The sequence below is a fragment of the Modestobacter sp. Leaf380 genome (assembly GCF_001424485.1).
Lineage (GTDB): Bacteria > Actinomycetota > Actinomycetes > Mycobacteriales > Geodermatophilaceae > Klenkia.
This window is the reverse complement of sequence record NZ_LMQC01000012.1, coordinates 75,641-89,282: the sequence shown is the minus strand read 5'-3', so window position 1 is coordinate 89,282 and position 13,642 is coordinate 75,641. Positions and strand designations below refer to the sequence as shown.

Genomic DNA, 13,642 nt, shown 5'->3' with positions numbered 1-13,642 from the left:
GCTCAGTCGCCGGCCTTGTCCCGGGCGTCCCGGGCGTCCCGGGCCTGCTCACGCTTGCGCTTGCGCTCCTTCTTGCGGCGCTCCGCGGTCTCCTCGCTGAGGTCCTCGGGCACCAGCCGGGCCAGCTCGCCGCGGATGAAGTCCCGGGTCGCGAGCTCGCCGACCGAGACGCGCAGCGAGGCCAGTTCGCGGGCCAGGTACTCGGTGTCCGCGCGGGTCGAGGCGGCCCGGCTGCGGTCCTCCTCGGCCTGCACCCGGTCCCGGTCGGCCTGCCGGTTCTGGGCCAGCAGGATCAGCGGCGCGGCGTAGGCGGCCTGGGTGGAGAAGGCCAGGTTCAGCAGGATGAACGGGTAGGGGTCCCAGCGCAGCTGGACCGCCGTGACGTTCAGCGTGATCCAGACGATCACGATGATCGTCTGGACCGCCAGGAACCGGCCGGTGCCCAGGAAGCGGGCGATGCCCTCGGCGAACGCACCGACGGCGTCGGGGTCCAGCCGCAGGAAGCCGAACGCGCTCCGGCTGGTGCGCGGGACGTCGAGCCGGCCGGCCTCGGGCCGGCGGTCCTCAGCCACGTCGGGACCGCTCGCGCCAGTCGTCGGGCAGCAGGTGGTCCAGCACGTCGTCCACGCTCACCGCGCCGACCAGCCGGCCCTGCGGGTCGACGACGGGGGCCGCGACCAGGTTGTAGGTCGCGAAGTACCGGGTGACCTCGGCCAGCGGGGTCTCCGGGCGCAGCGGCTCCAGGTCGTCCAGCACGCCGGAGACCAGCGTCGAGGGGGGCTCGCGCAGCAGCCGCTGGATGTGCGCCAGGCCCAGGTACCGGCCGGTCGGGGTCGCCGACGGCGGGCGGCACACGTACACCTGGCTGGCCAGCGACGGCGTCAGGTCCGGCGCCCGCACCCGGGCCAGCGCCTCGGCGATCGTGGCGTCCGGGGCCAGGATCACCGGCTCGCTGGTCATCATGCCGCCGGCGGTGTCCTCGGAGTACTTCAGCAGCTGGCGGACCGGCTCGGCCTCGTCGGGCTCCATCAGCTCCAGCAGCCGGTTGCGGTCCACGTTGGGCAGCTCGGCCAGCAGGTCCGCGGCGTCGTCGGGGTCCATCGCCTCCAGCACGTCGGCGGCCCGCGGCTCGCTGAGCGTGCCCAGGATCGCGATCTGCTCGGCCTCGGGCAGCTCACCGAGCACGTCGGCCAGCCGGTCGTCGTCCAGGGACTCCGCGACCTCGTGCCGGCGCTTGGGCGGCAGGTCCTGCAGGGCGTGCGCCAGGTCGGCGGCGTTGAGGTCGCGGTAGGTGGCGATGAGCGTCTCGGCGGACTGCCCGGTCTGCGGCAGGGCGAGTCCGGCGACCTCGTCCCAGGCCAGCTGGTGCAGCTGGCCGCGGCGGCCCAGCCGGCCCGGCTCCTGGACGGCGAGGCGGGAGAGCACCCAGTCCCCGGTGCGGGTCTGCTCGATCGCGGCGTCCACGACGGCGGCGGCGTGGCCGTTCTCCAGCACGGTGACGCTGCGGTCGGCCAGCTCGCCGAGCACCAGGGTCTCCCCGGCGCGCTGCTCGAAGCGCTTGAGGTTGACCGTTCCGCTGGCCAGCATCACCGAGGACGCGTCGACGGCGGTCACCCGGCCCATCGGGCAGAAGATCCGGCGGCGGGCCACGACCTCGACGATCAGCCCGAGGACCCGGGGGGCGGCGGTGCCCACCCGCAGGGCCACCAGGACGTCGCGGACCTTGCCGACCCGGTCGCCGTTGGGGTCGAACACGGTCAGTCCGGCCAGGCGGGACACGTAGGCCCTCGTCACGGTGGTCACGGCGCCTCCACGGGGTCTCACGGCGGGGTGGCCACCACCGACGGGGGTGCCGTGGGAGGACGTTACCGTCGCGGCCGTGCGCTCCCCCCAACTCGAGCTCGCCTACGAGGTCGTCGACGTCTTCGCCGCGGCCGCCTTCGCCGGCAACCCGCTCGCCGTCGTCCTGGACGCCGCCGGTCTGAGCACCGCCCGGTGCCAGGCGCTGGCGCTGGAGTTCCACCTGTCGGAGACCACCTTCGTGACGGCGGTCGGCGACGGCGGCTACACGGTGCGGATCTTCACCCCGGACACCGAGCTGCCCTTCGCCGGGCACCCCAGCGTGGGCACGGCGCACACCCTGGTCCGGCTCGGCCTGCTCCCCGCGGGCACCGTGCAGCAGCACTGCGGCGTCGGCGTCGTCCCGGTCGAGGTGTCCGACACCGGCGCCCGGCTCACCGGCGGCCCGGTGCAGTTGCGCCCCGGCCCGGACCCGGCCGCGCTGGCCGCCGCCCTCGGGCTGGCCGCCGACGACGTCACCGGCCGGCCGGCCCACCTGGTCGGCTGCGGGATCGAGTTCGCCCAGCTGGAGGTGCACCCGGCGGCCCTGGACCGGGCCGTCCCGGACCGCCGGGCGCTGGCCGCGCTGCTGCCCGACGTGCAGGGCGGGGTCTCGCTGCTGGCCCGCGGGCCCGGCACCGAGCACACCGTGCGGGTCTTCGCCGGCGGCCTGGGCTGGGAGGAGGACCCGGCCACCGGGTCCGCCGCGCTGGGCACCGGTGTGTGGCTGGCCGCCGAGGGCCTGGTGGCCGACGGGACGACCGGCTACCGGCTGCACCAGGGGGCCGCGGTCCGCCGCCCCTCCGTGCTGGAGGGAACCGTCACCGTCGAGGCCGGCCGGGCCGTCTCGGCCACCGTCGCCGGCGACGTGCACCCGGTGGCCCGCGGCACGATCGCCGTCCCCGCGTGACGACGTCGGCGCCCGCGCCGGCGTGGGCGCTGCACCGCCCCGGCGGGCGCGACGTGGCCCTGATGGCGGTCGCGGTCGTCGGCATCTCGCTGTCCGGGCCGATGACGGCGCTGGTGGCCGCGCCCGCGCTGGCCATCGCGTTCTGGCGCAACGCGGCGGGGGCGGCGGCGCTGCTGCCGGTGCTGCTGACCACCCAGCGGCGGTCGCTGGCCGGCGTCCGGCTGCGGGACCTGCGCAGCTCGGTGGTCGCCGGGCTGTTCCTGGCCGCGCACTTCGCCGCCTGGCTGCCCAGTCTGTCCATGACGTCGGTGGCCGCCTCCATCGCGCTGGTCACCACCACCCCCGTCTGGACGGCGCTCGCGGCGCGGCTCACCGGGGTGCGGCTGCCGGCCCAGGTCTGGTGGGGGCTGGCGCTGGCGGTGGCCGGTGTCGTGCTGATCGCCGGGGTCGACGTCACCGTGTCGCTGCGGGCGCTGGCCGGTGACGGGCTGGCGCTGCTGGGCGCGATCGCCGCTGCCGGGTACGTGCTGGCCGGCGCCCGGGCCCGGGTGCGGCTGTCGACGTCGGCGTACTCGGTCGTCTGCTACTCCACCTGCGCGGTGGTGGTGGCCCTCGCCGCGCTGGTGGCCGGCATCCCGCTCGCCGGGTTCAGCGCCCGGGACTGGTGGCTGATCGCCGGCATCACCGTCGTGGCCCAGCTGCTGGGGCACACCGTGTTCAACCTGGTGCTGTCCTCGGTCGGGCCGACCGTCGTGGGGCTGGCGATCCTGCTCGAGGTGCCGGGTGCGCTGATCGTGGCGCTGGTCCTCCTGCAGCAGCTCCCGCCGCTGCTGGCGCTGCCCGGGATGGTGCTGGTCGTCGTCGGGGTGGCCCTGGTCGTGCGGGCCTCCCGGCCGCGGACGGTGACCGAGCCGGTCACCTGAGGCCGCTGGTCGGGGCCTTGGTTACTGTCCGGTAACCATCGTCGATCGTGGAGGCACCGTGGCCGAGCTCCGATCCCGCCGTTCCAACCTCGCCGTCCCGGGCAGCAACCCCCGGTTCCTGGAGAAGGCCAAGGGCCTGCCCGCAGACCAGGTGTTCCTGGACCTGGAGGACGCCTGCGCGCCGCTGGCCAAGCCCGGCGCCCGCAAGAACATCGTGGCTGCCCTCAACGAGGGCGGCTGGGGCGACAAGATCCGCACCGTCCGGGTCAACGACTGGACCACCGAGTGGACGTTCCAGGACGTCATCGAGGTCGTGGGCGGCGCCGGGGCCGAGCTGGACGCGATCATGCTGCCCAAGGTCCAGGACGCCGGTCAGGTGCAGGCGCTGGACATGCTGCTCACCCAGATCGAGAAGGCCAACGGCCTCGAGGTCGGGAGGATCGGCATCGAGGCGCAGATCGAGACGGCGCAGGGGCTGATCAACGTCAACCAGATCGCCTTCGCCAGCCCCCGGATCGAGACGATCATCTACGGCCCGGCCGACTTCATGGCCTCGATCAACATGGGCCGAGCTGGACGCGATCATGCTGCCCAAGGTCSMSGACGCCGGTCAGGTGCAGGCGCTGGACATGCTGCTCACCCAGATCGAGAAGGCCAACGGCCTCGAGGTCGGGAGGATCGGCATCGAGGCGCAGATCGAGACGGCGCAGGGGCTGATCAACGTCAACCAGATCGCCTTCGCCAGCCCCCGGATCGAGACGATCATCTACGGSCCGGCCGACTTCATGGCCTCGATCAACATGAAGTCCCTCGTGGTGGGCGCGCTGCACCCGGACTACCCGGGCGACCCCTTCCACTACATCCTCATGCAGATCCTGATGGCCGCCCGCGCCCGCGGCGTGCAGGCCATCGACGGGCCCTTCCTGCAGGTCCGCGACGTGCCGGCCTTCCTTCCACTACATCCTCATGCAGATCCTGATGGCCGCCCGCGCCCGCGGCGTGCAGGCCATCGACGGGCCCTTCCTGCAGGTCCGCGACGTGCCGGCCTTCCAGGAGGTCGCCAGGCGCTCGGCGATGCTGGGCTTCGACGGCAAGTGGGTGCTGCACCCGGGCCAGATCGACGCCGCGAACGAGATCTACGCGCCCTCCCAGGAGGACTACGACCACGCCGAGCTCATCCTGGACGCCTACGAGTGGGCCACCAGCGAGGCCGGCGGCAAGAAGGGCTCGGCGATGCTGGGCGAGGAGATGATCGACGAGGCCAGCCGCAAGATGTTCCACTACATCCTCATGCAGATCCTGATGGCCGCCCGCGCCCGCGGCGTGCAGGCCATCGACGGGCCCTTCCTGCAGGTCCGCGACGTGCCGGCCTTCGAGGAGGTCGCCAGGCGCTCGGCGATGCTCGGCTTCGACGGCAAGTGGGCCCTGCACCCGGACCAGATCGACGCCGCCAACGAGATCTACGCGCCCTCCCAGGCCGACTACGACCACGCCGAGCTGATCCTGGACGCCTACGAGTGGGCCACCAGCGAGGCCGGCGGCAAGAAGGGCTCGGCGATGCTGGGCGAGGAGATGATCGACGAGGCCAGCCGCAAGATGGCCCTGGTCATCGCCGGCAAGGGCGGAAGATGGCCCTGGTCATCGCCGGCAAGGGCGGTGTCGTGGGCCACCAGCGAGGCCGGCGGCAAGAAGGGCTCGGCGATGCTGGGCGAGGAGATGATCGACGAGGCCAGCCGCAAGATGGCCCTGGTCATCGCCGGCAAGGGCCGCGCTGCGGGGCTGCCACGCACCACCTCGTTCGATCCGCCGCAGGACTGAGCGAGGCCCCCCCGCTACGGCCGCTACGCGACGAGGACGACCGGGCGCCAGCGCAGCACGAGGCTTCCCGGTGCCTCGTCGTGGGCGGTGGTCGTCGACGTCGCCACGTCCAGGCCCAGCGCAGTCAACCCGCCGAGCCCCGGGTGCACCGACTCCACGGTGACGGTGGAGGTGAGCACGTCGCCCTCGTGCACGGGAGCCGTGTGGTCGCAGGAGTGCCAGCCGGCGACGGTGAGCACGCCGGGGACGGCCTGCGTGAGGTGGTGCAGGGCGATGCCGATCGTGTGCCCGCCGTAGACCAGTCGCGCGCCTCCCGCCGCGGAGGCGTCGTGGTGGACCCGCGCGAGGTTGCCGGTCAGGCGCGCCAGTTCGGGCGCGCTGGAGACCAGGTCTGCACCGAGCACGTCCCACGACCGGCCCACCGCCCAAGGGCCCGTGGGGCGGGCAGGCCACGCCCCGACGTCCCAGGTCGCCACGGAGCCGAAGAGATCCGCGGACCCCGGCAGGTCCGCGGCCGGCGGGAGCTCGTCGACGTGCCCGGTGGGGGTGGCGTCGGGGGAACACAGCAGCATGGCGCACCGGCGGTAGTCCAGCACTGCCCGCCCGAGCTGGTCGGTCGTGGTGATCCGCAGCAGCGCCAGTCCGGTCGCGGGGCGGCCGGGACGGCGGCCGTTCTCCCGCAGCGCCTGCACGGTGGTCGTGGTGTGCAGCGTGTCGCCCAGCAGCGGTTGGCGGGAGAACAGCAGGCCGCGGTAGGACAGGTTGGCCCGGACGTGCTGGGTGGCCAGGGTCGACTGTCCGATGGAGACGTCGCAGACCAGAGCCGGGCCGGCGAGCGGTCCGCCCGACACCCTCGTCGCCAGCTCGTGGTCCAGTGCCAGCGGGAGGCGGTTGCCCACCACGGCGGAGTGCTGGGCCTGCAGTCCGCTGGTGAGGGTCACCCCGGGTGCCGTGTCGAAGACCTGCCCCACCCGGAGCTCGTCGAAGAAAGGACCTCGGACACGCTCTGGTCCGCTGGGGTGACGTGGCACTGTTGCTGCAGCCATGATTACTGCCAGACTATTTGGGACATGCACTTCGGAGTCAAGTCGGGACACCCGAGTGCAGGCGCGAAGGTTGAGAACACGGCCTGGCGTGAGGTCCGAGATCCAGGAGGCGACGATGACCGCAGTTGAGGGCAAGACGTTCAAGGCGCAGGCGGTCACCCGACCGCGAGCGCAGGTCGAGAGGCAGCTCCGCGAGGCGATCCTGGACGGCCACTTCGCCCAGGGCGACAAGCTGCCGCCAGAGACGGAGCTCGCCCAGCAGTTCGGGGTGAGTCGGCCGACGGTGCGGGAGGCGCTCGGGGTCCTGGTGAGCGCGGGGCTGATCCGGAAGATCCCCGGGGTCGCCGGTGGCAGCTTCGTCAACTCGGTGACCCCGGACTCCCTCAGTCGCATGCTCAGCGAGTCGATGGACACGATCGTGCGGATCGGAGCCCTGGACATCGCCGAGATCACCGACGTGCGGCGGGTGCTCGAGGTGCCGGCTGCCGAGGCTGCTGCCCGCAACCGCAGCACCGAGGACGTCGCCGCCCTGCGGGCCGTCATCGCCAAGCAGAAGTCCATCACCCGGGACGACCCCGACATCCCCGAGTACGACCTGCAGTTCCACACCGCGATCGGGCAGGCCTCCGGCAACCGGCTGCTCGCGGCCTTCGTGGCAGCCGTGCACGACGCCACCCACCCGGCGCAGTTCCTCGACGTCACCCGCGAGGTGGCCCAGAAGACGGTCCGGCAGCACATCGCGATCGCCAACGCCATCGAGGCCGGCGACCCCGAGGCGGCCGGGGCGGCGATGCGGGAGCACCTGGACTTCGTGCTCCAGTACTCCCTGCCGTCCCAGGACTGAGTGGCGTCGTCGGCAGATCTCCTCAGCCGACGACGCCGGCAGCCCGCAGCCGGCCGATCTCCCGCCCGTCCAGGCCCAGGGTGTCGGCCAGCACTGCCTCGGTGTCCGCGGACAGCAGGGGTGCGGGCTGTGGCCGCTGGCGGGCATCATCCCACCGCCAGGGCTGGGAGGCCCCCAGCATGCGCCCGATCCCGGGCTGCTCGACCTCTGCCACGACGGACCCGGGGTCCGCTCGCGCCTGGGCCACGACTTCGGCCATGTCCCGGTAGGGCGCCCACAGGACCTTCGCGCCGTCCAGCAGACCCCGCAGGGTGGCCAGGTCCCGGGCGGCGAACCAGGGACGCAGGATCGACGCGATCGTCTCCCGCAGCCGGAACCTGTCGCCCTCGTCGTCGAGGTCGGCCTGCAGCGCCTCCTCCAGGGCGCTGAAGACGCGCTGGGTGCCGGTGACGTCGCGCAGCGCCGACCACTGGCCCTGGGTCAGGGCCACGACCATCACCCTGCGCCGGTCGGCGGTGGCGAAGTCCACCCCGAAACAGCCGTACATGTGGTTGCCCAGCGCCGCCCGCGCGACCCCGGCCTCGTCGGCCTCGGCGAGCCACCCCATCTCGGCGACCCCGGCCAGCGCGACGTCGGCCAGTGCGACGTCGACCTTGGCGCCCTGTCCGGTCCGGCGGCGTCCCAGCAACGCGGCCGACACGCATGTCGCGGCGAGCATGCCGGTCACCAGGTCCCAGGCGGGGAGCACGTGGTTGACCGGCACCAGACCCTCGCCGGACCCGGTCATCAGCGGCACGCCGACCTCGGCGTTGACCGTGTAGTCCACCGCCGGACGGCCGCCGCGGCGGCCCTCCACGTGCACGTGGATGACGTCGGGACGACGGTCGGCCAGTTCGGCGTGGGTCAGCCGCCGTCCGCCCACCATGTTGTCCAGGAAGACCCCGGTGTCATCCCCGGGTGCCGTGGCCAGGGCGATCAGCAGCTCCCGGCCCTCGGGTCGTCGGTGGTCGATGGTGACCGAGCGCTTGCCCTTGTTCAGGTTGGCCCAGAACAGGCTGGCGCCGGTGGAGGCCAGCGGCCACCGCCCGGCATCGCTGCCCCCGCCGGGCGGGTCGACCCGGATGACCTCGGCCCCCAGCTGCTGCAGCGTCATCCCCGCCGAGGGCACCGCGACGAACGAGGCGGCTTCCACCACCCGGACGCCGTGCAGCGGCCCTGCAGCGGGTCGGGCCACCGGGTGCGCGCTCAGCGGACCTGACCCGCGGCGAGCCGGATGTCCCGGGCGACGAGCATGCTCTGGATCTGGTTGGTGCCGTCGTAGATCTCGGCGATCTTGGCGTCGCGCAGGAGCCGCTCGGCCCCCAGCGACACCAGGTCACCGTCGGCGCCCAGCAGCTGCACGCAGGCCGCGGCGACCCGGGTGCCCAGCGCGGTGCAGTGCATCTTCGCCAGCGAGACCTCGGCCACCGGTTCGACCTCGCTGCCGTCCACGTCGTCGCAGATCGACAGCAGCATGGCCCGGGCGGCGGTGATCTCGCCGCGGAGCCGGGCGAGCTCGAACTGCAGGTCCTGGGCGTCGGGGTTGCGCGAGGAGAGCAGGTCCTGGGCGCCGGCCCACGCCACCACGGCGTCGAAGGCACCCTGGGCGAAACCGACGCCCTGCGCCGCGGCGCTGATCCGGGACCTGACGACCGACTGCAACAGCAGCGGGTAGCCCTCGCCCTCCTCGCCGAGGCGGGCCGAGACCGGGATCCGGCAGTCGACGAAGGACAGCGCCACGGTGGATGCGCCCTTCTGGCCCAGCTTGTGCAGCGGCGGGCCCGCCTCGAAGCCGGTCAGCGACCGGGTGTCGAGCAGGAAGGCGGTCACGCCGTCCTTGCCGAGCGAGCGGTCCACCGAGGCGAAGAGGACGACGACGTCGGCCCGGTCGCCGTTGGAGATGAAGACCTTCTCCCCGTCGACCACGTACTCGTCTCCGTCGCGGCGGGCCACGGTGCGCATCGCCGACACGTCCGAGCCTGCACTGGGCTCGGTGAGAGCGATCGACCCGATGGCCGACCCGTCGCACAACCGGGGCACCCAGGTGGCGACCTGGTCGGGGGTGCCGCGCAGGTGGATCGGGTGGGCGGCGTGCATCTGGGTCATGTACACCGTCGAGGTGGAGCCGCAGACGGCCGAGATGCGGGCCAGCGCCTCGGCGTAGGTGGCGCTGGAGGCACCGGCGCCCCCCACGTCGGTGGGCAGCTGCAGCACCCCCCAGCCGGCGGCGGCGAGCCCCTCGAGGCCCTCGGCGGGGAAGGTCGACCCACGGTCCACGCCGGCGGCGGCCGGGCCGATCACCCGCCGGACGACGTCGTCCACACTGGCGATGACGGCGGGGTCCACGGACGCCCAGGTGGTGGTCACGAGTTCTCCTCGGTGAAGACGGGTGGGCGGCGTTCGGCGAAGGAGGAGATGCCCTCCTGGCCGTCCCGGGAGGCGATGGACAGGGCGGCCAGGGCGGCCTCGTGGTCCAGGGCCGCGGGGTCCAGCGCGGCCCGGGCGGCGTCCAGGATGTTGGCCAGCCCCCCGCGGCTGCCGGAGGCGATCAGGTGGGCCAGTCGGTCCACCTCCCGTGCGGCGTCCTCGGCAGGCAGCGGGGGCACCGAGAGCAGGCCGAGCTGCCAGGCACGGTCGGCATCCACCGGCTCGCCGGAGAGCATGAGGTGCAGGGCGGCGGCCTTGCCGACCGCCTGGGGCAGGCGCTGGGTGCCGCCGAACCCGGGGATGCAGCCGATGCGCGCCTCGGGCAGGCCGAGACGGCTGCGGTCGGAGGCGACGACGAGGTGGCTGGCGAGCACCAGCTCGAAGCCCCCGCCCAGGGCGTAACCGTCCACGTGGGCGACCACCGGCACGGGGGAGTGGGCGACGGCGGTCATCGTCCGCTGGCCGTGCCGGATGAACGCCTGTGCGGCGGTCACGTCCAGCCCCCGGATCTCCTCGAGATCGGCGCCCGCGCAGAACGCCCGGTCACCGGCGCCGCGCAGGACGATGCACCCGATGCCAGCGGTGCTGGCCGCGCCCTCGACGACCTCGCGCAGCTCCTGCAGGACGGCGCTGTTGAGCGCGTTCAGACGCTCGGGCCGGGACAGCTCCGCAGTGAGCACCCGGCCCTCCTGGGAGGTGACGATCACGGCAGCCACACCGTCCGATCGGCGACCAGGGTGTCGGTCGCGGCGGCGTCCAGGCCGAGTTCGGCGAGGATCTCGTGGCCGTGCTCGCCACGCAGCGGGGCAGGCAGCCGCGGCCTGCGGTCGGCCGGGTCGGTGGCCAACCGCCACGGCGCACCCACGCCACGGAAGGGACCCGCGGTGGGGTGGTCGTACTCGACGATCGCCTCCCGGGCGGTGACCTGGGGGTCGGCGACCACCTCGGACAAGGAGTTGATCAGGGAGCACGGCACGCCCACCGACTGGAGCACCTCGAGTGCCTCGTCCGCGGTCATGGTCTGCAGTCTGGTCCGGTAGGCCTCGACGACCTCGGTCCGCCTCGAACGCCGGCCGGCGTTGGTGGCCAGGTCCTCCCGGGCGCCGAGGGCGTCCAGTCCCAGCGCGGCGCAGGCCTTCCGCCAGTGCCCGTCGTTGCCGATCGCGACCACGATGGGGCGGTCCGCGGTGGGCATCGACTGGTAGATCGCGACCACCGAGTCGGTTCCTGCGCAGGGGCTGGGCTCGGGGTCACCGGCGAGGTAGCTGGCGATGCGCGGGGACATGAAGGCGAGGTCGGCCTCCAGCAGCGCGATGTCGACGACCTCGCCCTCCCCGGTCCGCTGTTGGCGGACCAGCGCTGCGGCGATCGCGAAGGCCGCGACGGTCCCGGCGGCCACGTCGGACAGTGCCGTGCTGACCCGCTGGGGCACTCCGTCTGCGCCGGTCACGCTCATCATCCCGGAGCGGGCCTGGGCGATGAGGTCGTAGCCGGGCAGTGAGGTGTCGGGACCGTCCAGCCCGAAGCCGGAGAAGGCACACACCACCAGGTGCGGGAACCGGGCCCGCAGGTCATCGAGGTCCAGGCCCAGCTTGGCCAACTTGGAGGGGACGATGTTCTCGACGAACACGTCGGCGGTCGCCAGCAGGGAGAACAGCACCTCCCGGCCGGCCTCCTGCCGGATGTCCAGGCACAGGCTGCGCTTGTTCCGGTTGACCGACAGGAACCAGGCGGCCTCGCCGTTGAGGAACGGCGGACCCCAGCCCCGGGCGTCGTCCCCCCGGACCGGCTCGACCTTGACGACGTCGGCGCCCATGTCGGCCAGGTACATGGAGGCGGTCGGCGCCGCGTAGGACGAGGAGATGTCCACGACGCGGATGCCCTCCAGCGGCCGGCCGCCCCGCCGGGGAGCGCCGGTCGCCGGGTGCACGTCCTGGAGGGTCACGACGCCACACCCGAGCGTGCGCCCAGGCCGACGGTGGCCACCCGGGCGAGTGAGGCCCGCCGTCCGCCCGTCCGGGCCTGCAGGCTCGTCGCGTCCCGGAGCAGCCCGGTCAGCGGGTACTCGTCGCTGTACCCGTAGCCGCCGTGGGTCTGGATGCCGTCGACGCAGACGCTGACCGCGGCCCGGCCGGCGACCGAGACCAGTGCCGATTCGACCGGCTGACCGTCCAGGGCCGCGTCCAGGAGTGCGTCGACCCCCTCCACCGCCAGGCGCATCTCGGCGACGAGGGCACGCAGACCGGCGAAGTCCGCGATCGGGACGCCGAACTGGCGGCGTCCCTGCGCGTAGGCCTCACTCTCCTGCAGGGCACGACGGGCCACCCCGGCCAGGCAGGCGCCCAGGAGCACGTCCCAGGCGGCGGTGGTTCCTGCGGTCGTCGCCGGCAGAGCGGTGCCCGTGACGTCGGCGGGGTGCACCGCGACCAACCCGGCGGTGCCCAGTCCGGTGCGGGCGGCGTCGTCGACGGTCCCGGCCACCTCGGCCCAAGGCCACGTCCGCACCGCGCCCGGCCCGGTGACGACGAGAGCCTGCGGAGCCAGGGCGGTCGGGACGACGGGGCGGGCGCCGGGGGATGCCACCGCGAAGACCGCATCGGTGGCCGTGGTGTCGGGACCGAGGGCCAGGTCGGCGGCGTACCGCGACGCGAGCACGTAGGCCAGGGACGGCGAGGCGTGGGCGGTGACGCGCACCGTGTGCGCCAGCCAGGTCAGCCCGTCGGGCTCCTCGCGGGTGTCCCGGGCCAGGTCGAGCAGGCCGGTGGCCTCCAGGGCGACCCGCGACCCGGCCATCGGGCCGCTGGAGCCGGCGACCTGGCCGGCGATCCCGGCGACGGCGTCGAGGAAGTCGCGGAGGTCCGCGCCGACCGCCCTCACTGGTGGAAGGTCGTGCGGTCGGGCGCGCGACGCTCCTCGAAGGACCGGGACATCTCCTCGGCCTCCCTGGTGCTCCGGTAGGCGGTGAGCAGCAGGTCGTGGGCCATCCGGGCCTGTCCGGTGACACCGGTGTGGCGGCTGGAGAACGCGGTCTTGAGCGCGCCGAGGGCGAAGGGCCCGCGCTGGCGCAGTGTCTGGGCGATCTCCTGGGCCCGGGCGACCGGGTCCGCGGCGATCTCGTTGACCAGGCCCATCTCCAGGGCCTGCTCGGCGGAGTACTTGCGGTTGAGGTACCACATCTCCTTGGCCCGGCGGCGCCCGATGGTCTCCTCGAGGTACCAGGTCCCGTAGCCGGCGTCGAAGCTGCCGACCATGGGCCCCACCTGACGGAAGACGGCGTGTGGGGCGGCCACGCTCAGGTCGCAGACGACCTGCAGGACGTTGCCCCCACCGACGGCGAACCCGTTGACGGCGGCGATGACGGGCTTGGCCATCGTGTCGATGAACTCGTAGAGGTCGATCACCGGCATCACGCTGGAGTAGTCCAGGGAGCTGAGCTCCTCGTGCTCACCGCCGATGCAGAAGAACTTGTCCCCGGTGCCGGTGAGCACGACGACGTCGGTCGACGGTGTCTCACGCACGGTCCGGAAGGCGTCGAGCAGCTCTCGGGCGGTCTGGAACCGCAGCTTGTTCGCGTTGTCCGGGCGGTTGATGGCGATGGTCGCCACCCCGTCCCGGACCGCGACGTCGATGTCGTCGTACGTCATGTCGGACCACCCCACAGGAGCCAACCCGGGTCGGCTGACCGACGCTGGCTGATTGGAAAGAACTGAACAGCACCGTAGATTGTCAGACAGCCGTAGGCAAGGATCCGATCAGCAGGCACGGCCGTCGGACCCTCCGCGGCCCCAGGACAGCG

The 13,642-nt window shown here is 73.3% G+C and carries 13 protein-coding genes; 5 read left to right on the top strand and 8 right to left on the bottom strand.

Annotation, left to right across the window (positions count from 1 at the left end; genetic code table 11):
- Positions 1-2 precede the first annotated feature (2 nt).
- Entirely contained in the window at positions 3-572 is a 570-nt protein-coding gene (locus ASG41_RS08370) for a DUF1003 domain-containing protein (RefSeq protein WP_056292611.1), read from the bottom strand.
- A complete protein-coding gene (locus ASG41_RS08365; RefSeq protein WP_056292610.1) occupies positions 565-1,803 on the bottom strand; it encodes a magnesium transporter MgtE N-terminal domain-containing protein in 1,239 nt (412 codons plus the stop codon). The genes ASG41_RS08370 and ASG41_RS08365 overlap by 8 nt, the downstream gene beginning before the upstream one ends.
- A gap of 76 nt (positions 1,804-1,879) precedes the next feature.
- Between ASG41_RS08365 and ASG41_RS08360 the strand changes: the two genes are divergently transcribed.
- Genes ASG41_RS08360 through ASG41_RS08330 form a run of 5 tightly spaced genes read left to right on the top strand, consistent with a single transcriptional unit; the run spans position 1,880 to position 7,380 of the window.
- The gene (locus tag ASG41_RS08360; RefSeq protein ID WP_056292608.1) at positions 1,880-2,749 is read left to right on the top strand and encodes a PhzF family phenazine biosynthesis protein; all 870 of its coding nucleotides are present in this window, start codon (positions 1,880-1,882) and stop codon (positions 2,747-2,749) included.
- Positions 2,746-3,672: a DMT family transporter gene (locus tag ASG41_RS08355; RefSeq protein ID WP_056292605.1), complete on the top strand. Its 927-nt coding sequence runs from the start codon at positions 2,746-2,748 to the stop codon at positions 3,670-3,672. Before ASG41_RS08360 ends, ASG41_RS08355 begins: the two co-directional genes overlap by 4 nt.
- A 58-nt stretch (positions 3,673-3,730) precedes the next feature.
- Positions 3,731-4,651, top strand: a complete 921-nt coding sequence (locus ASG41_RS25435) for an aldolase/citrate lyase family protein (protein ID WP_369800003.1) — start codon at positions 3,731-3,733, stop codon at positions 4,649-4,651.
- Positions 4,539-6,665 carry a hypothetical protein gene (locus ASG41_RS25430; RefSeq protein WP_369800021.1) on the top strand — a complete coding sequence of 709 codons (2,127 nt, stop codon included), beginning with the start codon at positions 4,539-4,541 and terminating at the stop codon, positions 6,663-6,665. The genes ASG41_RS25435 and ASG41_RS25430 overlap by 113 nt, the downstream gene beginning before the upstream one ends.
- Entirely contained in the window at positions 6,652-7,380 is a 729-nt protein-coding gene (locus tag ASG41_RS08330) for a FadR/GntR family transcriptional regulator (RefSeq protein WP_056292598.1), read from the top strand. Before ASG41_RS25430 ends, ASG41_RS08330 begins: the two co-directional genes overlap by 14 nt.
- A 22-nt stretch (positions 7,381-7,402) precedes the next feature.
- Here ASG41_RS08330 and ASG41_RS08325 read toward each other — a convergent pair whose 3' ends face one another.
- From ASG41_RS08325 to ASG41_RS08300, 6 genes are read right to left on the bottom strand one after another with little or no spacing between them, the layout of a single operon-like run.
- Positions 7,403-8,614, bottom strand: a complete 1,212-nt coding sequence (locus tag ASG41_RS08325; RefSeq protein ID WP_056292596.1) for a CoA transferase — start codon at positions 8,612-8,614, stop codon at positions 7,403-7,405.
- A gap of 11 nt (positions 8,615-8,625) precedes the next feature.
- A complete protein-coding gene (locus ASG41_RS08320; protein ID WP_056292594.1) occupies positions 8,626-9,786 on the bottom strand; it encodes an acyl-CoA dehydrogenase family protein in 1,161 nt (386 codons plus the stop codon).
- A complete protein-coding gene (locus ASG41_RS08315; protein WP_200938792.1) occupies positions 9,783-10,553 on the bottom strand; it encodes an enoyl-CoA hydratase/isomerase family protein in 771 nt (256 codons plus the stop codon). Before ASG41_RS08315 ends, ASG41_RS08320 begins: the two co-directional genes overlap by 4 nt.
- A complete protein-coding gene (locus tag ASG41_RS08310) occupies positions 10,550-11,791 on the bottom strand; it encodes a CaiB/BaiF CoA-transferase family protein (RefSeq protein WP_200938791.1) in 1,242 nt (413 codons plus the stop codon). The genes ASG41_RS08315 and ASG41_RS08310 overlap by 4 nt, the downstream gene beginning before the upstream one ends.
- Positions 11,788-12,723, bottom strand: coding sequence for an acyl-CoA dehydrogenase family protein (locus tag ASG41_RS08305; RefSeq protein ID WP_056292587.1), 936 nt, complete (start codon positions 12,721-12,723; stop codon positions 11,788-11,790). The genes ASG41_RS08310 and ASG41_RS08305 overlap by 4 nt, the downstream gene beginning before the upstream one ends.
- Positions 12,720-13,490, bottom strand: a complete 771-nt coding sequence (locus ASG41_RS08300) for an enoyl-CoA hydratase-related protein (protein WP_056292585.1) — start codon at positions 13,488-13,490, stop codon at positions 12,720-12,722. The genes ASG41_RS08305 and ASG41_RS08300 overlap by 4 nt, the downstream gene beginning before the upstream one ends.
- Positions 13,491-13,642: the final 152 nt, after the last annotated feature.